This window comes from Ruegeria sp. AG6, from assembly GCF_056541565.1.
Genome location: NZ_JBQFYQ010000018.1, coordinates 15,442 through 35,803, shown reverse-complemented (window position 1 = coordinate 35,803; position 20,362 = coordinate 15,442). Strand labels below are relative to the sequence as shown.

Genomic DNA, 20,362 nt, shown 5'->3' with positions numbered 1-20,362 from the left:
CTCGATCTCGTCGCGCTGACGACCCAGTTCCGACGTGATCGAGCCAAAAAGCTCGGGATCACGATCAGAAAGGGACTGGGTAAAAAATCCGTCTGAACGGTGCGGGGCATTCACTGGTCATATCTCCTAATTGAGGAACGCAACGCAGCCACGGCTGCGTTGGACGCCATTGCGTGAAGTTTGAAGGTGGCCTCAGATCACGCGGTCCCGAGGTTCGCGGCCGTCGAAAAAGTCGCTCAGATTGTCGAGAACCCGGAACCCCATCGCTTCGCGCGCTTCGCGGGTCGCGCTGCCCAGATGCGGAAGCATGACGAGGTTGTCGCATTGCAACAGGTCCGGGCTGACCCGCGGTTCACCATCGAAAACGTCCAATGCAGCGCCGCCGATCATGTCGAACACCAAGGCCTGGATCAGTGCCCATACATCGATCACTTCGCCCCGTGCGGTGTTGATCAGAAATGCGTCAGGCTTCATCAGGCCAAGTCTGCGCGAATTGATCAGATGGCGGTTGGCTGCGCCGCCCGGACAGTGCAGTGAAACGAAGTCACATTGCGGCAGCAGGTCATCAATGGTGTCCACCTGTCTTGCGTTGCATTCGGCGAGAACATCGGGCGATACGGCGCTACGGTTGCAAACCAGCACGTCCATGCCGAACCCGTGATGCGCACGGCGGGCCATCTCCTGTCCGATGCGGCCATATCCGATGATGCCCAGTGTCTTGCCGCTGACCTTGGTTCCGACCAGATGCGTGGGCCGCCATCCTGTCCACTGACCTGCACGCAGCTCGCGTTCGCCCTCACCCGCCCGACGCGCCACCATCAAAAGCAGCGTCATGGCGATATCGGCGGTGCACTCAGACAGAACGTCGGGCGTGTTGGTCACGGTCATACCCAACTCGCGTGCCGACGGCTCGCAGATATGGCTGTAGCCGACGCCGTAATTGGCAAGGATTTTTGTCTGCACACCCGGCACATCCAGTGCCTCGGCGCTCAGCGTGTCCGTTACAGTGGGCAGCACGGCGTCATAGGATTTCAACGCTTGCCGGATTTCAGCCGGGGACATGGGTTTGTCGCCGGTATTCAAAACGGTGTTGTAGTTCTCGGCCAGCTGCGCCTCGACGGCAGCAGGCCAGCGACGGGTAACCAGAACCGATGGTTTGACCATCACGCAGCCTCCATCACGCGGGCGATCGTCTCACCGATCACGGCAGGGTTTTCGGCCACGGTGACACCTGCGGCGGACAGGATCTCGACCTTTTCGCTGGCGCTTTCGCCGAAGGCCGAGATGATCGCCCCCGCGTGCCCCATGGTACGGCCTTTCGGAGCGGTCAGGCCGGCGACATAGGCGATCACCGGTTTGGAGATGTGGTCGCGGATATATTCGGCGGCTTCCGCTTCCTGCGGGCCTCCGATTTCGCCGATCATGGCGATGACATGCGTGTCTTCGTCATCTTCAAACCGTTGAAGGATGTCCTTGAATGACGATCCGTTGATCGGGTCGCCCCCGATTCCGACACTGGTCGAAACGCCGATCCCGCGCTCTTTCAACTGGGCCGCCGCCTCATATCCCAATGTCCCCGAACGGCCGATGATCCCCACATGTCCGGGAAGATAGATATGCCCCGGCATGATGCCCAACAAAGCTTTTCCGGGCGAGATGGTGCCGGCACAGTTCGGACCGGTCAGAACCATGCGTTTCTCTTTCGGATAGCGATACATGTACCGTTTCACCCGGATCATGTCCTGTGCCGGAATGCCGTCGGTGATGCAAACGCAATAGCGGATTCCCGCATCGGCGGCCTCCATGATGGAATCCGCCGCAAACGGGGGCGGTACGAAGACCAGGCTGGCATCGGCGCCAGTGGCTTCGACGGCCTGTTTGACGGTGTCAAAAACCGGAACGCCTTCGACGGTTTCGCCCCCCTTGCCGGGCACGACGCCACCCACCACGTTTGTGCCATAGTTCAACATGTCCTTGGTGTGGAACCGCGCCATGCGCCCGGTGATGCCCTGCACGATGACACGCGTGTCACGATCGAGAAGAATGCTCATTACACAACCCTCATTTTGGTGCCCTGAGTAAGGTCGTTTTTCCAAGCGCCCACAGCGCGTTCTGCCGCCTCCATCAGCGTCGTGGCGCGAATGATCGGCAGGCCCGATTTGGCAAGAATTTTCTGGCCTTCTTCGACATTGGTGCCGGCCAGCCGCACGACGACGGGAATATCGAGGTCAAGTTCCTTCAACGCCTGAACGACTCCTTCAGCCACCCAGTCGCAGCGGTTGATACCGGCGAAGATGTTGACCAGAATGGCCTGAACATTGTCATCCGACAGGACCAGCCGGAACGCCTTGGCCACCCGTTCAGGCGACGCGCCACCGCCGATGTCGAGGAAATTTGCAGGCTCGCCGCCTGCCAGCTTGATCGTGTCCATGGTGGCCATCGCCAGACCGGCCCCGTTGACGATGCAACCGATATTGCCGTCAAGCCCGACATAAGACAGCCCGCGATCCGCAGCGCGGCTTTCGCGCGGGTCTTCCTGGCTTTTGTCGCGCAGTTCGGCGATCTGCGGGTGGCGGAACAGAGCGTTGTCGTCAAAGCTCATCTTGGCATCCAGCGCCAGCACCCGGTCGTCACCGGTGATGACCAGCGGATTGATTTCGACCATCGTGGCGTCAAGATTGCTGAAGGCGGCATAACAGCCCTGCAGCGTCCGCACCATTTGCTGGATCAGTTTGGCTTCAACCCCAAGATTGAAGGCGATTTCACGGGCCTGAAACTCCTGAAGCCCGACAGCCGGTTCAACGATGGACCTGACAATGCTGTCGGGGCGGTCGGCCGAGATGTCTTCGATCTCCATCCCGCCTTCGGACGAGGCGACGATCATCACCCGCTGGCTGGAGCGATCCAGAACAAAGCCAAGGTAGATTTCCCGGTCAATCGGCACTGCGGCTTCGACGTAGACACGATAGATGCCTTTGCCTTCAGGACCCGTCTGATGCGTCACCAGTTTGCGACCGAACAGATCATCGCAAGCCTTGTAGATTTCGTTTTCGCTGTTGCAGAGCTTGACCCCTCCGGCCTTGCCGCGCCCGCCTGCATGGACCTGCGCCTTGACAATCCATTTGTCGCCACCCAGTTCGCGCGCCCGATAGGCCGCCTGTTCTGGACTGTAGGCAAGCGCGCCGGCGGGCACGTCGACGCCGAATTTCGAAAGAACTTCTTTCGCCTGGTATTCGTGGATATCCATCTGATGCGCTCCTGTTTAAGCAGCTATTGAAGTGCCGTAACGGCTTTCCAGTAGAGCTTCGATCGCGTCTTGGTCGACCTCTCCCCCCAGCTCACGAATGGCTTCGGCGAACAGGCGCACAATCCGGCTGACGGCCTCGCGATTCAATTGATTTAGGATGCCGATGCGCACCTGCACCGGTTCGCTCAAGGTGGGCCAGATGCCAAACCCGCGGGCGCGGCAGTTCTGCACCAGTTCCATCTCGCGGCCAGAAAGCTCGGAAGGCAGGTTGAGAACGATCAGGCTGGGCATGTCCGAGGTGACCTCGCACCCCATCTCGGTCACCGCGTCCCGAAGAACCTTTTCATGCGTCCGGTAAGACATCGACCGCTTGGCCAGACCTTCCTGCAAGGTCAGGCGCAATGACTCGTGGAATGCCGCAACCGCATATCCGGAATGGGTCCGGTGATAGGTGCCCTTTTCCACGTCTTGCCCATCGACAATGCCCCAGTGGCGGGCCTCGAAGATCGGATTGTGTACATAGGTATAGGCACCTGTGGATTTCAGTGCCTCGATATAGGCATCGGTAAAGCTGACAGGGGCATAGGTCAGCGGCAAGCAGCACAGGCCTTTCTGCGGGCAGGATGCCCAGCCTGCCACACCCGGATAGTCATCGATCGCAAAGTCTTCGACACCCAGAGACGAGACCGCATCGATCAGCCCCATGGTGTCATGACGTTCACATGCGTCCGAGAAACCGCGCAGATCGTTCACCCTGCCCGATCCGGTTTCCCAATGCGCCATGAAAGCCCATTTCGGCTTGTGCTCGGCCAGAGTCGCTTCAATCAGTTCTGCAGTCACCCGCTGGCCATGTGGAACCTCGACTACCGTGACACTCGCCGCCTGTGGGTCAAGCGGGCTGGCTGCGTGCTCGGCGGGCGTTGCCGCCTTGATCCGCAGCGTCAACGCGTCGATCCCCGAGAATGTGCCATTGGTGAATGCAACAACCTTGTCACCGGGCATGACGGCCGAGAACATGGTGTCCAGCGCGCTCCAGCCGGTGCCCGCGACGGCGAACGTATAAGCGTTCCGGGTACCCCAGATTTTCCGCAGCATGTGCTTGCATTCGATCATGCCCCTGAGGACATCGCCTTGCATGTGATCGGCGACCCCTGCGCCGGCGAAGGCTTTCAGGACACGCACATCCGTATTGCCCGGCCCCGGCCCTGCGGCAAGGGTCTCGGGAATTTCGAGCGGAGGGAAAATCTGAAAGGTCATGGTCTGACATCCTCGGCTGTTGGCCGGGTATTGCGGCCTGATGGTTCAAGATACCGGTCAGAAAACGCGAGCTTGCCGGATGGCGCAACGTAACTTACTACTGCTTTTGGATGGCTAATAGTGTGGGTAATTACCTACCCGTTTTGGCAAAAATACGACGGTATACCGAAATCTACCCCACCCTTTTGGGTAGTATTTTGTAAAATATGGGCAAAATCATATGGTTGAGACATCGGACAAACCCATCGACATCATGCTTGCGGACAGCAACCCGCTGGTTCTGTCGGCCATGTCGGAAATTTTCGAACGTGATCCCCGATTCTCTCTGGTCGCCACGTCGGCAACGGCAGAAGGGTTTTTGGGAACGGTGATGCGGATACCCGTTCAGGTCGGTGTCGTGGACTGGACGCTTCCGGCCCTGGGCGCTGCCAAACTGATCGAGGTGCTGCGCGATCAGGCCGATGCACCGCGCTTTGTCATCTATGGCGATACCTCTGGGGATGTCCCGCGATTGGCGATGCAGGCGGGCGCCGCTGGATTTGCAGCCCGCTCGGGCGAGGTCGAAGGCCTTCTTGAGACCTGCGCCGAAGTGGCAGCAGGCAAGATGGTGTTTCCGTTCATCGACGTCCGGAAGATGAAACAGGATCCGATTCAAAGCCTGTCGCGCAAGGAACGCGCCATTTTGGAGGCCCTGGCACAGGGGATGTCGAACCGGGAACTGTCCAAGGAACTTCAGATATCCACCAACACGGTCAAGTTCCACCTGTCCAATATCTATGAGAAGCTGAACGTCAAAAACAGAACTCAAGCCATTGCGTTTTTCTATTCGTCCCACCGTGGGGCGGACTAAACGACAAGAACAGAGAGCCCAGATGACTGAAATCAAAATTAACGTTGTCGGTGCCGGGCGGGTTGGCAAAACGCTGATCAGCCTTCTGGATGGCACTGATGGCTGCCGGATCCAGGATATTCTGAGCACATCCTTTCGGTCGGCAAATGAAGCCGCCCAGTTGTCCAAAACCGGGCGCGTTGCCGCAAGCTATGCCGATCTGCGGCCAGCTGATCTGTGGATCCTCTCAGTACCCGACACGCAAATTTCTGCGGTGGCCTACGAATTGAAAGAGGCGTTCGAAAACCAAGAAAAAACCGGGAAGCCTTCAGTGGCTTTCCATTGCAGCGGCTATTTTCCTGCCGAGCACCTGGCGCCGTTGCGAAGCCTCTCATGGTCTCTGGCCAGCGTTCATCCCGTCCTGTCTTTCGCCGATCCACAGGCCGCTGCCGCGCAATTCAAAGAGGCGCTGTGCGGGTTGGAAGGCGATGAAGACGCCACAGCGTTCATTCAGCAGCTTCTGGAAGGATTGGGAACCACCTGTTTTCCCATCCGGTCTGAAAGCAAAAGCCTGTATCATGCAGCCGCTGTGATATCGAACAACTTCGCCGTTGTCTTGCAGGCCATCGCCCGCGAAGCGTGGGCCGAGGCCGGCGTGCCGGACGAAACTGTCCGCAAGCTCAACGCTGGTTTGTTGAGCAGCACAGTCGAAAACGTCAACCTTCTTGGCCCGCAATCTGCCCTGACCGGTCCGGCGGCAAGAGGGGACGCAGAGGTCGTTGCCCAGCAGGGCGCGGATGTAGCGGCGTGGCACCGCGATGCAGGTGAAATTTACAAGCATATGAGCCTGCTGGCACAGAAGCTGAAGGCAACCGGTTTCACGAAGTAATCACCAGATCCATTGCTGCAAGGCATTTTGGATCCTGCGTTCGAAACGCGTCGCGGAGAAGGCGGGCCCGGGCCTTTCTTTTGCGAATCCCTGAAACATGTTACGTTGGGTCAACTTTCGAGATTTGATTTTTCCCGGCACTCAGTTTCTTGCAGCGCTTTCCTACGAGGTGACTTCATGTCCGACTCCAGCAGTGAGCCCCCGCGCATTACGCTGTCCCTTCCGACCTCTCGACCCAATCCCACGATCTCGGCGGAACTCTCGGGATCGGCCGGTTTTACGGCTGACAGCCTTGACGATCTCAGGCGCGTCGAAGCCGAGAAGCTCAAGGCGCTGCGCCGTGGTGTCGGCATTGACCTGTCTGCTGAGGTGATCAACGATCTGGTCGATCAGCGCGTTCAGTCCACCGGTGCCGTCTTTCGTCAGCTTGAAACCATACGCAAGGATCTGGCCGACGGGTTTCTGGGCGCTGTCGTCCCAACCCTTGCCCCGAAACTGCGCGGTGAACTGATCAATCCCGATGGCACCCCTGCCGAGCGGGTAGTCGTTGAAGCGCTGCGCCCAACCTTTACCGCTAGTGAAGGCATCGACAACGCGGATTTTCCATGGGCTGTAAAAGCCGCCGTAACGGATGCGCGGGGCCTGTTTTCGCTTGATCTGCCCAATCTGCGCCTGCCGCAAAATGGCCTCAGATTGCGGATCCGCGGGCAGAACACCACTCTGACCGAGGCAGTGCCGCGCATTGATGCAATGGATGGCGAATTGGGCCTCGTGGTGCTGGATCGCACCATCCTCCCTTTGCAGCGCTCGATCCTGGGTGAGCTTGCCGATATTCTGCCGGTGGATCCTGAGGATGCGGAAGAAAACATATCCGACTTCACCGGCACGCAGGCCCCAATCGTTCTGGGCGAAGGTGATTGCGCTTCGGAATACCGAACCGAAGGAGGCACGGTTTCGCGGCGGCGTTATTCGGTTCTTTACCGGTTGATCGACCCGCTTGTCGGGCCGAAAAACATCGTTCGCACCCGCCCTGTTGGCGGCAATCGCTTTGTCACGACAATTCCGGGCGGCACCTTTGCACAGGCCAATCTTTCTGCCGAAACACTGTTGAGCGCATTCAACAATGACGGCGGAGACTGGGATTTCCGCGATCGGATACCGATTGACGAACCCATTGATATCGAGGATTTTTTCGAAGATCTGGAACAGCGCCCGCAGGATGTGCCAAAAGCTTCCAGCCTGGCGCTTGGCTATATCGCCAAGATGCGTTCAACCGCCGTTCACGCCGGAATGTCATTGGGGCGTCTGGTCTATTCCCTGCCGCTTGCCCCGGGCGAAGAGCAACGGATCGTCGTGTCGGAACAGCGCGAAACCCTGACCGTGCGCGAACGCGAAAGCCTGACCTTCGAGGAACAACAGGAATTCGAAGAGGCGCGCGACACCTCTTTCGACAGCACATTCGAAACCGCATTGGACGAAGTGATCCGTGGAACATCCTCTTTCTCGACCAAGGCGTCCACAAAAAGCTTCGGGGGCGCCGGCGGCATTGGTGGCGGTCTGTTTGGCGGTATTGGGGCCATAGTGGGCGGGGTCGGTTTCAGCGGCGCCCGTTCCAGCTCCAACTCGTCAGGCAGTTCGTCCAACACGCAGAACACGTCACGCGATTTTCTGTCAGACACGCACGAGACATTCTCGGCCGCGCTGGAACGGGCCGCTTCGGTCAAGCGAAGTTCGGCCCGAACAAGCGTTCGTACAGCCACGGCAAGTGATCGGCGGACGGCGACGACAAAATTCGTGGCCAACCGCAACCACTGTCATGCAATGACGATGCAATGGTTCGAGGTTCTGCGCGACTTTTCCCTGGAAACGCGGATCGAAGGCGTTCAATTGGTCGTCTTCGTTCCCATGCAGCTCATCCGCTTTCGCCGTTTGGGGCAAGGCGATCAATTGCCGGGCAATGTCAGCCGGTCCGGATTGCTGAGCCGGTACAAGGTGATCCTGCGCCACGCAGACGTGTTCCGCCGCGTATTCCGAAACCGTCGCAGATTCCGCACCGCCCTCAAACTGTTGGAAGAGTTTTACGCGGACAAGGACGCAACACCGCAGAATGCTCCGGGTGTCGCGCAGGACATCGTCAGCTTCGAGGCGCAGGGCACTTTCATGCCCAATGATGACATATCCGCGGTGATCTTCACGCAGGATGGCGACCGCGTTGGGCCAGTGCCCCTGACCGGATCGCCGATCGACATCGACAACCTGCATGACTTGCCTGCCGAGACACGCGAAAACCTGCTGGTTCGGCTGGCTGACGCGCGCCGTGATCCAACCAACCGGCGGACTTATACCGGATCCGTGGCGTTGCCCCGCTCGGTCGAACGTTCCGACATCGCCCGCGTCGAGTTGCGCAGGCGGACGGGCTCTTTTGCCTATTCATTCTATACCGGCCCGGACCCGATCAACATCTTCAACATTTGGGAACATATCTCGAACCTGGAAGATGCGGATGATCTGGATCGCGCCACACGCAACATCAACCGGAGCCTTCACACGACGATTTCAGGCTCGGATTTCGACGATCTGGTCGGCGCGCCGATGATCAGCGAGTTCGAAGCGCGCATGAATGAGGACGCACAGACCATCGTCGACGACAACACATTCCAGGCTTTGCCTGCGACCCTACCCTATTCGGTACAGGAAGTGCCGGATGTGTTGTCACGCCGTGATCTGCGGCGGATCGAGGAAATGTATCAGCATATCGTTGCCGACACCGTTCGCTATTCCCGCGTGATCTGGGCCAGTATGACGGATGAGGAACGGGCCATCCTGCTGGAACGCTTCACCATCGGCGTGCCCGATGGCGGATTGGATGACGCCTCAAGCGAGATATCGCTGCTCAGCACGGTCCAGAACAAGGTGTTGGGCTTCTATGGCAATGCAATGATCATGCCGTTCTCGATCCCGCCCGATCTGGCCGACAGAATGGAGATGCGGACCGGCGACATTCAGGACAGCCTGCTGGCCTTCCATCGCGAAGACTTCCGACCACCGCGCCGCACGATCTCGCTGCCGACCAGGGGCCTGTTGGGCGAGGCTGTTCTGGGCCGCTGCAATTCCTGCGAGATGATCGACCATCGCCGCTTCTGGAACTGGCAGGACAGCCCGACGCCACCCCCGGTCGGCGACACGCCGGTCCTGCCCGCGGACAGCGATGCGATCTTTGGCGCCCGTGCGCCATCAGACCTGCCGGCCAATCAACCTTCGAACACGCTCACCATCGCCGGTGGCGACATTGGTACAGGCCAGGCCGTGCCCACTTCGCAACTGGCCGAGATCCTCAAAGCCGCGCCTGATCTTGCTCGGGCGGGAACCGATCTGACGGGCCTGAAAGAGTTGCAGGCGCAACTGGCCCTTGAAACGCAATCGGTCGCCGCCGGTCGGGACAAAGCCATAGACACGGCGACGGATCTGACCAAAGAGCTTGTCGGCAAGGCCACTGAGCTTGCGGGCAAGGGGCAAGAGATCGCTGCGGCCCGCAAAGAGGAAGAAGCCAAAAAGCAAGCCGCCGAGAAGAAAAAGACAGCTGCCGACAATGCCGCAAAGCTCAAGGGGTTTGAGGATATCGCCAAGAACGCTTCGGGAGTTTCCGCTCTGATTGGCGGGCAACCGGATGGCAACCGGGCCGGTTTCGTTCAAAACCTGTTCAAGGATTTCCCCGGTGGTGCTGCGGCTCTGGCCAATCCTTCCAACACGTTGCTTCTGGCCAAGCTTTTCGGGGCCTTTACCAAAGCCAATACGGATGCGGATGACGGCAGCGCAACCAAGGCCGGCAGCCAATCCGTACTGGATTTCCTCAATGGCCTGAGCGCCCCAGCGGAGGACGACGATGACTGACACCAGCACAAATGCAACCCCCGAACCGGGCATCGATGAAAGCCTTGCCGAGGCCATCATCAATATTCTTGAAACCACCAATTCCCCGGCGATTCAGCGCGCCCGAGAGGTTATAGCCCACAGGCTGGCCATCGCTGGCGACATTGCACCATCCCGCATCCCTGCCCCGCGCAACATCACCGAGATCGGAGGCTATATCAATCTGCTCAGCGAGTATGGAGAGGCCGAACAGCGCGCGCGCATGATCGCGGCGGCGCTGGGCATAGCAGGGCCGCAGATTTCGCTGCCACAGCCCGGTGCCGTTCCACCGTTGTCCTTTGTCACACGTGACGGTGCCCGACCTGCGGGGCCACAACAACCCAGCTTCCCGTTGACCTATACGATCCGTAGCGACTTTGTTCCGGCATTTGACAATGCGGTGCAGGAAATCACGATCCGTGGTGGCGCGGTTCCGATTTTGACACCTGTCAGGATCCTGCCTGCTGCGGGGTCTGCACCCGCAACAGACGGCTCTGCGCAGCTGGCTCTGATCGGTCGTACACTCAGCCTGGCGCCAACAGCGGCTTTGCACGCCGTGGCGACAGACCCTTTGTCGCTCAGCCGTCCGACGGCTGGTGGCGGGTTCGAAGTTATGGTTCGGGTCATCGACGCCGCCGCACCGATCGCCGGAACCATCGCGGCGGCGAACTGGACAAGTTGGGAATGCGATGCCGCTGCCTGTACCGAAGTCGACAGCAATGATGCGCGCTTTGCGCTCACACCACTGCTGAACGCCGCCGGGTGGCACCAGCCCGCTGATCCCGGCAATCCGAACAGTCTGTCAAATCCCGGAACCTGGGCGGAATGGCGCAACATCACCGGGCTTGTGCCGGGCGTCACGCGGTTTGCGGATGAGCTGCAACTGCTATATTCCGCAGAAATGCTCATTACTTCACCGGTCTTCAATCAACTGGACAATGTCTGGACTGGAAGCGAGTTCGCCGCGCCATAGCACGGCTGCCTGAAACGCAGGAAAGTGATTTGGCAATGCGCCCATCATGGGGTTCAATGCCTTCAGGAGGTCAGCCATGCAGAACCCCGAACGTTTCGAGAAATTCTATTTCGCCAAAGTCGGCATGGGCGAAGCCTGTGGCTGCGCCGAGCGGATAATCGACGTGTTCGAATTCAACCGCAAAGGCGGTGCGCAATCCAGGCAACCTGTGAAACAGGACAGGCGCAGACGTGGATCCTTTGGGGCATGGGCGGTCAAATATGGGCTGATGAGCCGCAGGCGCACATAGCCAAGGCCTGACGACGCACAAGGTTCGCTTTCCGTTTCATGGCGTGGCTCAGGCGGTATGATTGCATATCTGAAACCACCATGTCCGGTTGCCACGAGAACAGGTCAGACCGGCACCAGCTTCCCGTCGCGAAGATCCAGTTCATCGGGCGCCAGTTCCAAGCGGAATGTCGGCGAATGACTGACAAGCAAAATCGCCTGTGGCAACGCGCGCAGAATTTCCAGAAGGCGCGCTTCGTTTTTTGTATCCAACGCATTCGTCGGTTCGTCCAGCAACAGCACTTCGGGTTCCATCGCCAGAACCGTCGCCAGGGTCACCAGCCGTTTTTCACCGCCTGACAATTTGTGGGTAATGCGGTTCTTCAGATGCATCAGGTCCAGATCGCCCAGAACTTTGTCGACGATGGCAAGTGCCTCGTCACGGGTCTTGCCCAGATTGAGCGGGCCAAAAGCGACGTCTTCGGCGACGGTCGGGCAGAACAGCTGATCGTCCGCATCCTGAAATACAAGCCCCACCCGGCGGCGGACCTCATGGAAATCAGCCTCTTCCACGCGTTGCTGACCAAAAACGGTGACGGTGCCCGAACACGGGCGCTGCAACCCAAGCAAAATCCGCAGGAGCGTCGATTTCCCCGCTCCGTTCGGGCCTGTCAGGGACAGGCGCTGCCCCGCGCTCAGGCTCAGGCTTGCCCCGTCCAGAACGGGTGGCTGGCCGGGGTAGGAAAAACAGATGTCTTCAAGCGCGATCAGTGTCATGCGAATTCCAGAATGATCAGACCCAGGCAGAGACCGCTGAAACCAGCCGCAAACACAATGTCCGCGCGGGTCAGGGCAAATTCCTGAAGCAACGGCATACGCCCGGAAAACCCGCGGCACTTCATCGCGGCCAGGATGCGTTCCGATCTTTCGATCGCGCGCACAAGCATCATACCCACAAGGTAGCCAAAGCTGCGATATGTGTGCCAGTTTGTTGCTGGCCGAAAACCACGTACCTTCATGGCGGCCCGCAGCCGCAGGTATTCTTCGCGCAAGACCTCGATATAACGGATCGTGAACATCAGCAGGTAAACCAGCTTTTCCGGGCACCGCAGACGATGCAGGGCGTGGCCCAGTGTGACCGGCTCCATCGTCCCGACCAAAACCATCAGGGACAGGATCACGGCATTGGCGGTCAAGGCAATCTCGACCGCTTTCCAAAATCCCTGCCAGCTTGCGGGGAATCCCCAAAGCGTGAACATCGGATCCCCGGGCATGGAAAAGGGCAACAGGACCAGCATGAACAGAATGAACCCATCCATCATGGCCATTCGCTTCAACGTCTTTCGCCGCGGAAGACGTGAAACTATCAGAAGCGAAAGCGACACTGTCAGCGCCGCGCAAAGCGCGCCGAGGGATGACAGCGCCACGGTCACGACTGCAAATACAACTGCCATGACGATCCGCATCCGGGGATCCAGCAGGCTGATCAGACCTTCTGGCCCGCCACCGGCTTCGGACAGTGTTTTTTCCTTGTGCCCCAGAACGTGTGCCATCAGGACGCCAGCTTGCGGCGGGCCGCCATGTAAAAACCCAGACCAAACAGACCAACGATGTACCCGATCCCGCCAAGGATGGTTTGCAGGTCGTTCTGTTCGCGATAGGCCGCAATCTCGCGCCTGAGCGAGCGCAATTCGTCACGTATGGCCTTGGCGATAACCTGCTGTTCTTCGGCGCTGAGAGACGTCGCCGAACCGCTGGCCTGCGTCACAGCAGCCGAAGATAAGTCACCGTTTTCTGCCACAGCAACGCCCATGATCCGCGCGACATCTTCGGCAGGCATCGTGACTTCGGCCACATGCCCGGCGCCAAGGTCGGCAAAGAAGGTGTGCGCCACGGCCAAGGTCGGCGTGTAGACAAAGAAACCGTCCGCATCCGTGACCGATCGACCCAGCTCGGCCCCATCCAGGCCGGTAACAATGACCTCGGTGCCGCTTGCCATGTCGCCGTTGGAAAAGCCGATTTCGCCCTCGATGATGTCTCCCGACTCGAAAACGCCGGCTATGACCTTGTGCGCCAGGGCAGGCACAGGTGCGCAGCACGCGGCCAATATGACAACCAGATGCTTCATGTGGCTGCTTCCCTTATAAACAGCTCGGGCTTGACCTTGCGTGCCAACAACACGGCGAACCCGGTCAAAATCGCCTCAATGGCCATGACAGGAATATGGGCGAAGAAAACAAGCCTGGCGGCAGGCAGAAATTCATCCCCCGACAGCGCCAGGGAAAACGCGACCATGCCGGTTGTCGCCGCTATGGCAAATGCGCCGCCGACGCCCCCCCAAATCGCACCTTGCAAAGGCGTTCCACGCGCGATCAGACGACCGAACAACATTCCGGCCACCACAGCTGGAAAGGCGATGTTGACGGTGTTGATCCCCAACACCGTCAACCCGCCAAAGCCGAAAAAGACCGCCTGTAGCAAAAGCCCGACGAACAAAGCCGGGAATGCGACCCAACCAAGCAGCAGCCCGGCCATGCCGTTGAGGATCAGATGGACCGACGACGGACCAATGGGTACGTGGATCAACGATGCCACGAAGAAACTGGCTGACAGCACGCCCGCAGTGGGGATGCGATCAAGATCCAGAGACCTGAGACCCATGGCGATCCCGCCCGCGGCGGCTATGGCGCCGCCAATTACAACCGGGTTGGAAAGGGCTCCGTCGACGATGTGCATCTTGGGTTACTCCAGATCCCAGGAGCGAATCCAGATGACCGCATCCTGGCTGAGTTCTTTGCCCTCATGTTCGGTTGCCGGACCGGAACCAAGTGCTGCGAAACCCCAGTAACCGGCATTTGGAACGCCGAACGAGAAATACCCGTTGTCGTCAGATATGGCGACCACCGCACCACCCGGCATCGGAGAGACTTTCGGTGTAGAAGCGGCCGAACTTTCCATGTCGGGCTCGGCGGCCATGTACTCGATCTCGATTTCGACCCCCGCAACCGGCTGACCATCAGCCAGCACACGGCCCGTGAAAGTCGAACCCGCGATGATGTTGGTCGGCTTGTTCAGCGGGATAATCTCGGTCGGCAAACCTACGGGATTCATCCAGTCGGTCGGCAATTCGTTGCGGTTCAGGAAGGCTTTGGTGAGCTGTTGGATATAGATGTCTTCGGATTCCTCGTAATAAGGCTGAGGAACCGTCACCAGCACATAGTCGCCCGACCGTTTGACCGGGACACTGCCTTTGAACGCCACGCCCTCGTTTTCCCCGCCGGTGAACCGGATAGGTTCCAACGTGTCCAGCAAATCGGTCTTTTCACCGTTGTGGATCACATAGAATTCCTGCGGCTTTTCAAGATCCATGACGTGGCCGTTCTCGAACGGATGCCAGAAAATCAGCTTGACCGGCACATCGCCCGGTTTCTGGATCATGGTATCGGTAGTGTATTCCAAAAGAAAATGCGCATCTGCGATGGCGGGAAGAGCCACCGCGGCAACGGCTGCGCTGAGCAGCGTTTTCATGAACAGTCGTCCTTGTCCCGTCGCGCCAATCCCGGCGCGAAATTCGTTTTGACTACGGGACATTCAACGCCAAATCACCCTTTCAGGCATCCTGGTACGACGCACATCCCGTCGCCGATTAGGAGTGCCCCTTATGAGGACACATGTCCGGCAGGTATCCTGACTTGCGGGTCAAAGCATTGGACTGGCCTTCCCGGGGCAAACCCCAGTGGCGTTTCAGCCCTGCTCGCCGCTTACAGTTGCGGGTGCAGTTGCGGAATTGGGCCTGAGCCCGCACCGCATTCCCTATTGATTCCAGAGCAAGCCCCGGAACCGGACATGCCGAGCGGCTTGCCAGACAACTCAGCCTTCCGTCAACGAAAATGTGTTACGGCCATCGAAAATTATGAGCTCGGCAGTTTGCGAGAGTGAACCGGTTTGTGAAATATCCAAGGCAACAGGGTGATTTCACATCTAAGCTTCTGAAAGATACCTTTCCGACAATGGCAGGCTTGCCGCGCCCAGTGAGCGTGCATCCGGGCCCACGGTCCCTGCCAGCACCACGGGGTGCTCGAGACCGGTCAGGTTCAGCTCGGACAGTTTGTCTTCGACCATTTCAACCAAACGCGCCTTGATGTCCTGCGGCATCCAGCCGTCAATCTTCACGCATTCGAAATCTATCAGGCTACAGGATGAGACAATCGCATAAGCAATCCCGCTTGCCGTCCGTTTCAACCAGTTTTCCAGTTGAATTTTCGGCACATCCCAACGCTGGGTCGTTTCCCAAATGGAATGCGACGTTACCCCTGCTGTGGTGATTGCACGCTCGAGAACATACAGGCTGGCCACGTCGATAAGCGGTCTGACACCACCCGCACCATCCGGTACAGGCAGGGGGCCGATTGCGCCCGAGTTTCCACGCCCGGAAAAGATCGCACCATTGAGAACCACACCGCCGCCAATAAAAAACCCGATATAGAAGTACAGGAAATCCCTTGGTCCATCGGCCGGACCGAATACCAATTCCGCCCCACAAGCCGCAGTGGCGTCATTTTGCAGAAAAACCGGCATATCGAGGCGACGCGCCAGGTCAGCCTTCAGGTCTGATACGCGCCACGGGTCCATTTCTTCCTGAGGAACCTGAAGGGTCTGGGCCCAGTCCCACAGGTAGAACGGCATGGCAATTCCAAGACCCGCAATCCTGCCTTTGGCCTCGGGCGACATGGATGACATCATTTTCCCCAGACTCTGTATAGAAAACTCCAAAGTGGCTTTTGGCGTTGGATAGTCATAGGTTCGCCGCTCGCGTTGCCGCACATTTCCGACAAAGTCAGTCAATACCAGCTCGGTACTGCGGCGCCCGACCTTGAGCCCAAAGAAAAACGCACCATCCGGGTTGAGGCGCATGGGAACGGAAGGTTGCCCGACTTTCCCGCGGACCGGCTCACCGCGCAAAAGCAAACCGTCCTTCTCAAGCAGCCGCATGATGACGGAAACGGTTTGCGCCGACAGTCCGGTCATGCGCGCAATCTCGGACTTAGCAAGAGCCTGATGACGCCGGACAAGCGACAACACCAGCCGTTCGTTCCGGGCCCGCATCCCGCTTTGATTGGTTCCGCGCACCTCTGACCCGTGCAGGCCAATCGAATTTTTCCGAGATGAATTTTCCGGCACGACCACCCCTTTCCTGCTGAAGAATGAGAAAGCCCGCCCGCCCTGTCAATAATAAATAAGAGTGATTTATTTATTGACTCAAATTTCGAATCTTGTGATTGTTTCTTATGAGATCAGGGTTTTTGCCTGATCGCCCTCGTGCCCTTTACGGCACAGGAAAAACTGGGAGGATAATCGATGAAACTTGCAAGACTTGCGGGTGCTGCTGCGCTCGGGGTTACTGCCATGGCTGGCAGTGCAATGGCGGAAGGCGAAACCGTTTGTCTGATCACCAAGACAGACACCAACCCGTTCTTTGTCAAAATGAAGGAAGGTGCGACAGCGAAGGCGGAAGAGCTGGGAATGACGCTCAAAGCCTTTGCAGGCAAAGTTGACGGTGACCATGAAACGCAGGTGCAAGCCATTGAGACCTGCATTCTGGACGGCGCCAAGGGCATTCTGCTGACGGCCTCGGACACATCATCCATCGTTCCGGCCGTGAAGCAGGCGCGGGATGCAGGTGTTCTGGTTATCGCTCTGGATACGCCGCTGGAACCCATTGACTCGGCTGACGCAACGTTTGCCACGGACAATTTCCTTGCCGGGCTGCTGATTGGACAATGGGCCAAAGCAACGCTGGGCGACGCGGCCAACGACGCCAAGATCGCGACACTGGATCTTGCCGTCAGTCAGCCGACAGTGGATGTGCTGCGCAATCAGGGTTTCCTGCAAGGCTTTGGTGTCGATCTGGCGGACCCGAACGTAATCGGTGATGAAGATGACCCACGACTGGTCGGAAGTGATGTCACTGCCGGCAACGAAGAAGGTGGTCGCCGCGCGATGGAAAACCTTCTGGCCAAGGATCCCACGATCAACGTTGTTCACACCATCAACGAACCTGCCGCGGCAGGTGCCTACGAGGCGCTGAAAGCCATCGGGCGCGAAAATGACGTGCTCATCGTTTCCGTTGACGGAGGCTGCCCGGGTGTCCAAAACGTTGCCGATGGTGTTATCGGTGCGACGTCGCAGCAATACCCGCTGTTGATGGCATCGCTGGGTGTTGAGGCCGTCAAGAAATGGGCGGACGAAGGCGTGAAGCCTGAAAACACGCCTGGCAAGGATTTCTTTGACACCGGCGTGGCGCTTGTAACGGACAAGCCTGCCGAAGGCGTCGAGTCGATCTCGGTCAAAGAAGGCATGGACCTCTGCTGGGGTTAACCTGACCACCCGGAGGGCCGCAGAGGGCGGCCTTCCGCTTTTCAAACCACCCATTCGCCCGAAAACTTGCTAAAGTCGTCAGTAACCTGACGCTTTGGGGGAACCTTTATGTCCGATACTTCACGACGATCAGACGACTTCGAAGCCGCTGCAAAAGGCAGCCCGGAACAGATTGCTGAATTTGACGATCACCACCGCGGGTTTGTCGGAACGGTTCAGCATTTTTTGCATGTGAACCCCTCTCTGGTGCCGCTGATCGTTCTAGTGGCTGCCATCGTCATTTTCGGGGCTTTGCTGGGCTCCAAGTTCTTCTCGCCATTCGCGCTGACCCTGATCCTGCAACAGGTTCAGATCGTCGGGATCGTGGCGGCGGCGCAAAGCCTCGTCATCCTGACCGCCGGTATCGATCTGAGCGTCGGAGCAATCATGGTGATGTCGTCGGTTGTCATGGGACAGTTCACCTTCCGATATGGGCTGCCACCAACGGTCGCAATCGTTTGCGGCCTTTTCGTTGGAACCGCAATCGGCGCGGTGAACGGATATCTGGTCAGCCGCATCAAACTGCCGCCGTTCATCGTGACGCTTGGCATGTGGCAAATCGTTCTTGCGGCGAACTTCCTCTATTCTCAGAACGAAACCATCCGGTCACAGGAGATCGAAGAAAACGCCGCGATTCTGCAACTTTTCGGGGCCAAGTTCAACGTGGGCGGGGCGGTATTCACCGTCGGCGTGATCTTCATGCTGGCGCTGATCCTCGGGCTTTCCTACGCCCTGCGCCATACCGCGTGGGGCAGGCATGTTTACGCGGTCGGAGATGACCCGGAAGCTGCCGAGTTGTCAGGTGTCAATGTGCACCGAACGCTTATGTCCGTTTACATGTTGTCCGGGCTGATCTGTGCCTTTGCGGGCTGGGCTTTGATCGGCCGGATCGGATCGGTGTCTCCGACATCAGGCCAGTTGGCCAATATAGAAAGCATAACGGCGGTTGTGATCGGGGGCATATCCCTGTTCGGTGGCCGCGGGTCTATTCTGGGGTCGCTGTTCGGTGCCCTGATCGTGGGCGTCTTTACGCTTGGGCTTCGGTTGCTGGGCGCTGACGCGCAATGGACGTTTCTGTTGATCGGCATCCTTATAATCGCGGCGGTCGCGGTCGACCAGTGGATCAGAAAGGTGGCAGCCTGATGGAACCTATTCTCAAAGGACGGAACCTTGTGAAGCGCTACGGCAAGGTGACGGCGCTGGATCAGTGCGATTTCGATTTGATGCCGGGCGAGATTCTGGCCGTGATCGGTGACAACGGGGCAGGCAAGTCTACACTGATCAAGGCGGTGTCCGGCGCGGTGATGCCGGATGAAGGCGAAGTCTGGCTGGAAGGTCGGAAAGTAAATTTTCATTCCCCGATCGACGCGCGCGAAGCTGGTATTGAAACCGTCTACCAAACGCTTGCCATGTCCCCTGCCCTGTCAATTACGGACAACATGTTCATGGGTCGCGAAATCCGCCGCAAGGGGCCGCTGGGCTCGTGGTTTCGAATGCTCGACCGCCCGGCGATGGAGAAATTCGCCCGCGACAAACTGAGCGAGTTGGGCCTTATGACGATCCAAAACATCAATCAGGCTGTCGAAACTCTGTCCGGGGGTCAACGTCAGGGGGTTGCCGTGGCGCGGGCAGCTGCGTTCGGTTCGAAGGTCATCATCCTTGACGAACCGACAGCTGCGCTGGGCGTGAAAGAAAGCCGTCGGGTCCTTGAACTGATCCTGGACGTGAAGTCTCGCGGCATTCCGATCATCCTGATCAGCCACAATATGCCACATGTTTTCGAGGTCGCCGATCGAATTCACGTACATCGGCTGGGCAAACGCCTCTGCGTCGTTGATCCCAAGGATTACACGATGTCCGACGCAGTGGCGTTCATGACCGGTGCCAAGGAACCACCCGCCGAGGACCAAGCCGCGTGACGGGTAAACTTGCCACCCCCGAGGCGCTTGCAACCAAAATCGCGGATGCCGTCCAGGCCTTGCCGCCGCTGCAAGACCGGCATCTTGTCGCGATTGCCGGGCCGCCGGGTTCGGGAAAAACGACTGCAGCGGGCCTTGCAACCAAAGAGCTCAATCTGCGCGGCGTCGCAACCGGACTGGTTTTCATGGACGGCTTCCACTATGACAACGTGATCTTGAAGGATCGCGGCCTGCTGAGCCGCAAAGGGTCTCCTGAAACCTTTGATCTTGCCGGCTTTCATGCGTTGCTTGATCGATTGCGCGCGGAAGAAGAAGTCGCAATACCCGAGTTTGACCGGGAACTGGATCTGGCCATTGCCGCGCGGTCCATGATCACGGCGGATCAGCGCGTTGTTCTGGTTGAGGGCAATTACCTTCTCTTGAACGAGCCGGGTTGGTCGGACCTTCACCAACTGTGGGCATTCAAGGTATTTCTGGACACCGATTTGAAAACACTCGAAACCCGCCTGACCAACAGATGGATCGGCCATGGACTGGACGCCAATGCCGCCAAGGACCGTGCGCAGTCGAACGATCTGCCGAATGCACAGCGCGTGATCCGAAATTCGATACCCGGTGATCTGACACTGGCTTGAGTTTTGCCTGCGGCCAACAC

18 protein-coding genes, 1 pseudogene and 1 riboswitch are annotated in these 20,362 nt (G+C 58.5%); of the genes and pseudogenes, 9 read left to right on the top strand and 10 right to left on the bottom strand.

Annotation, left to right across the window (positions count from 1 at the left end):
• Positions 1-192: 192 nt before the first annotated feature.
• Genes ACR0I0_RS20290 through ACR0I0_RS20275 form a run of 4 tightly spaced genes read right to left on the bottom strand, consistent with a single transcriptional unit; the run spans position 193 to position 4,504 of the window.
• A complete protein-coding gene (locus ACR0I0_RS20290) occupies positions 193-1,164 on the bottom strand; it encodes a 2-hydroxyacid dehydrogenase (protein WP_480492633.1) in 972 nt (323 codons plus the stop codon).
• Positions 1,164-2,051: a succinate--CoA ligase subunit alpha gene (sucD, locus tag ACR0I0_RS20285; protein ID WP_171230723.1), complete on the bottom strand. Its 888-nt coding sequence runs from the start codon at positions 2,049-2,051 to the stop codon at positions 1,164-1,166. Before sucD ends, ACR0I0_RS20290 begins: the two co-directional genes overlap by 1 nt.
• Positions 2,051-3,247 carry a malate--CoA ligase subunit beta gene (locus tag ACR0I0_RS20280; RefSeq protein ID WP_171230724.1) on the bottom strand — a complete coding sequence of 399 codons (1,197 nt, stop codon included), beginning with the start codon at positions 3,245-3,247 and terminating at the stop codon, positions 2,051-2,053. The genes sucD and ACR0I0_RS20280 overlap by 1 nt, the downstream gene beginning before the upstream one ends.
• Positions 3,248-3,262: 15 nt before the next feature.
• A complete protein-coding gene (locus tag ACR0I0_RS20275; RefSeq protein WP_480488916.1) occupies positions 3,263-4,504 on the bottom strand; it encodes a pyridoxal-phosphate-dependent aminotransferase family protein in 1,242 nt (413 codons plus the stop codon).
• 220 nt (positions 4,505-4,724) lie between these two features.
• Here ACR0I0_RS20275 and ACR0I0_RS20270 point away from each other — a divergent pair, with 220 nt between their 5' ends.
• The 5 genes from ACR0I0_RS20270 to ACR0I0_RS20250 all read left to right on the top strand — a co-directional run bounded on the left by ACR0I0_RS20270 (position 4,725) and on the right by ACR0I0_RS20250 (position 11,393).
• Positions 4,725-5,354: a response regulator transcription factor gene (locus ACR0I0_RS20270; protein ID WP_245218233.1), complete on the top strand. Its 630-nt coding sequence runs from the start codon at positions 4,725-4,727 to the stop codon at positions 5,352-5,354.
• Positions 5,355-5,376: 22 nt separating this feature from the next.
• The gene (locus ACR0I0_RS20265) at positions 5,377-6,222 is read left to right on the top strand and encodes a Rossmann-like and DUF2520 domain-containing protein (RefSeq protein ID WP_480492632.1); all 846 of its coding nucleotides are present in this window, start codon (positions 5,377-5,379) and stop codon (positions 6,220-6,222) included.
• 177 nt (positions 6,223-6,399) lie between these two features.
• Positions 6,400-10,113 carry a hypothetical protein gene (locus ACR0I0_RS20260; RefSeq protein WP_480492631.1) on the top strand — a complete coding sequence of 1,238 codons (3,714 nt, stop codon included), beginning with the start codon at positions 6,400-6,402 and terminating at the stop codon, positions 10,111-10,113.
• Positions 10,106-11,104, top strand: coding sequence for a hypothetical protein (locus ACR0I0_RS20255; protein ID WP_209835550.1), 999 nt, complete (start codon positions 10,106-10,108; stop codon positions 11,102-11,104). Before ACR0I0_RS20260 ends, ACR0I0_RS20255 begins: the two co-directional genes overlap by 8 nt.
• A gap of 76 nt (positions 11,105-11,180) precedes the next feature.
• Positions 11,181-11,393, top strand: coding sequence for a hypothetical protein (locus ACR0I0_RS20250; RefSeq protein WP_209835549.1), 213 nt, complete (start codon positions 11,181-11,183; stop codon positions 11,391-11,393).
• A gap of 104 nt (positions 11,394-11,497) precedes the next feature.
• Here ACR0I0_RS20250 and ACR0I0_RS20245 read toward each other — a convergent pair.
• The 6 genes and pseudogenes from ACR0I0_RS20245 to ACR0I0_RS20220 all read right to left on the bottom strand — a co-directional run.
• Positions 11,498-12,079: pseudogene (locus ACR0I0_RS20245) on the bottom strand (energy-coupling factor ABC transporter ATP-binding protein); the annotation flags it as partial.
• 65 nt (positions 12,080-12,144) lie between these two features.
• Complete coding sequence (gene cbiQ / locus ACR0I0_RS20240) at positions 12,145-12,924, bottom strand: cobalt ECF transporter T component CbiQ (RefSeq protein WP_480492629.1); 780 nt, start codon at positions 12,922-12,924, stop codon at positions 12,145-12,147.
• Positions 12,924-13,499, bottom strand: coding sequence for a cobalt ABC transporter permease (locus tag ACR0I0_RS20235; RefSeq protein WP_480492628.1), 576 nt, complete (start codon positions 13,497-13,499; stop codon positions 12,924-12,926). The genes cbiQ and ACR0I0_RS20235 overlap by 1 nt, the downstream gene beginning before the upstream one ends.
• On the bottom strand, positions 13,496-14,107 hold the full coding sequence (cbiM, locus tag ACR0I0_RS20230) for a cobalt transporter CbiM (RefSeq protein ID WP_480492627.1): 612 nt from the start codon (positions 14,105-14,107) through the stop codon (positions 13,496-13,498). Before cbiM ends, ACR0I0_RS20235 begins: the two co-directional genes overlap by 4 nt.
• A gap of 6 nt (positions 14,108-14,113) precedes the next feature.
• Entirely contained in the window at positions 14,114-14,899 is a 786-nt protein-coding gene (locus tag ACR0I0_RS20225) for a DUF4198 domain-containing protein (protein ID WP_171725156.1), read from the bottom strand.
• 132 nt (positions 14,900-15,031) lie between these two features.
• Positions 15,032-15,231: riboswitch (cobalamin riboswitch) on the bottom strand.
• A 121-nt stretch (positions 15,232-15,352) separates the two neighbouring features.
• On the bottom strand, positions 15,353-16,477 hold the full coding sequence (locus ACR0I0_RS20220; protein ID WP_171638562.1) for an ROK family transcriptional regulator: 1,125 nt from the start codon (positions 16,475-16,477) through the stop codon (positions 15,353-15,355).
• A gap of 252 nt (positions 16,478-16,729) precedes the next feature.
• Between ACR0I0_RS20220 and ACR0I0_RS20215 the strand changes: the two genes are divergently transcribed.
• The 4 genes from ACR0I0_RS20215 to ACR0I0_RS20200 all read left to right on the top strand — a co-directional run bounded on the left by ACR0I0_RS20215 (position 16,730) and on the right by ACR0I0_RS20200 (position 20,342).
• Positions 16,730-17,749 carry a sugar ABC transporter substrate-binding protein gene (locus tag ACR0I0_RS20215; RefSeq protein ID WP_171230734.1) on the top strand — a complete coding sequence of 340 codons (1,020 nt, stop codon included), beginning with the start codon at positions 16,730-16,732 and terminating at the stop codon, positions 17,747-17,749.
• 108 nt (positions 17,750-17,857) lie between these two features.
• The gene (locus ACR0I0_RS20210) at positions 17,858-18,931 is read left to right on the top strand and encodes an ABC transporter permease (RefSeq protein ID WP_480492626.1); all 1,074 of its coding nucleotides are present in this window, start codon (positions 17,858-17,860) and stop codon (positions 18,929-18,931) included.
• Positions 18,931-19,707 carry an ATP-binding cassette domain-containing protein gene (locus ACR0I0_RS20205; RefSeq protein WP_171638512.1) on the top strand — a complete coding sequence of 259 codons (777 nt, stop codon included), beginning with the start codon at positions 18,931-18,933 and terminating at the stop codon, positions 19,705-19,707. Before ACR0I0_RS20210 ends, ACR0I0_RS20205 begins: the two co-directional genes overlap by 1 nt.
• The gene (locus ACR0I0_RS20200) at positions 19,704-20,342 is read left to right on the top strand and encodes a nucleoside/nucleotide kinase family protein (RefSeq protein WP_348539557.1); all 639 of its coding nucleotides are present in this window, start codon (positions 19,704-19,706) and stop codon (positions 20,340-20,342) included. The genes ACR0I0_RS20205 and ACR0I0_RS20200 overlap by 4 nt, the downstream gene beginning before the upstream one ends.
• Positions 20,343-20,362 lie beyond the last annotated feature (20 nt).

Coding starts and splice junctions, on each gene's coding strand:
- ACR0I0_RS20290 (WP_480492633.1), bottom strand. CDS start 1,164: ATGGTCAAACCATCGGTTCTGGTTACCCGTCGCTGGCCTGCTGCCGTC.
- sucD (WP_171230723.1), bottom strand. CDS start 2,051: ATGAGCATTCTTCTCGATCGTGACACGCGTGTCATCGTGCAGGGCATC.
- ACR0I0_RS20280 (WP_171230724.1), bottom strand. CDS start 3,247: ATGGATATCCACGAATACCAGGCGAAAGAAGTTCTTTCGAAATTCGGC.
- ACR0I0_RS20275 (WP_480488916.1), bottom strand. CDS start 4,504: ATGACCTTTCAGATTTTCCCTCCGCTCGAAATTCCCGAGACCCTTGCC.
- ACR0I0_RS20270 (WP_245218233.1), top strand. CDS start 4,725: ATGGTTGAGACATCGGACAAACCCATCGACATCATGCTTGCGGACAGC.
- ACR0I0_RS20265 (WP_480492632.1), top strand. CDS start 5,377: ATGACTGAAATCAAAATTAACGTTGTCGGTGCCGGGCGGGTTGGCAAA.
- ACR0I0_RS20260 (WP_480492631.1), top strand. CDS start 6,400: ATGTCCGACTCCAGCAGTGAGCCCCCGCGCATTACGCTGTCCCTTCCG.
- ACR0I0_RS20255 (WP_209835550.1), top strand. CDS start 10,106: ATGACTGACACCAGCACAAATGCAACCCCCGAACCGGGCATCGATGAA.
- ACR0I0_RS20250 (WP_209835549.1), top strand. CDS start 11,181: ATGCAGAACCCCGAACGTTTCGAGAAATTCTATTTCGCCAAAGTCGGC.
- cbiQ (WP_480492629.1), bottom strand. CDS start 12,924: ATGGCACACGTTCTGGGGCACAAGGAAAAAACACTGTCCGAAGCCGGT.
- ACR0I0_RS20235 (WP_480492628.1), bottom strand. CDS start 13,499: ATGAAGCATCTGGTTGTCATATTGGCCGCGTGCTGCGCACCTGTGCCT.
- cbiM (WP_480492627.1), bottom strand. CDS start 14,107: ATGCACATCGTCGACGGAGCCCTTTCCAACCCGGTTGTAATTGGCGGC.
- ACR0I0_RS20225 (WP_171725156.1), bottom strand. CDS start 14,899: ATGAAAACGCTGCTCAGCGCAGCCGTTGCCGCGGTGGCTCTTCCCGCC.
- ACR0I0_RS20220 (WP_171638562.1), bottom strand. CDS start 16,477: ATGCGGGCCCGGAACGAACGGCTGGTGTTGTCGCTTGTCCGGCGTCAT.
- ACR0I0_RS20215 (WP_171230734.1), top strand. CDS start 16,730: ATGAAACTTGCAAGACTTGCGGGTGCTGCTGCGCTCGGGGTTACTGCC.
- ACR0I0_RS20210 (WP_480492626.1), top strand. CDS start 17,858: ATGTCCGATACTTCACGACGATCAGACGACTTCGAAGCCGCTGCAAAA.
- ACR0I0_RS20205 (WP_171638512.1), top strand. CDS start 18,931: ATGGAACCTATTCTCAAAGGACGGAACCTTGTGAAGCGCTACGGCAAG.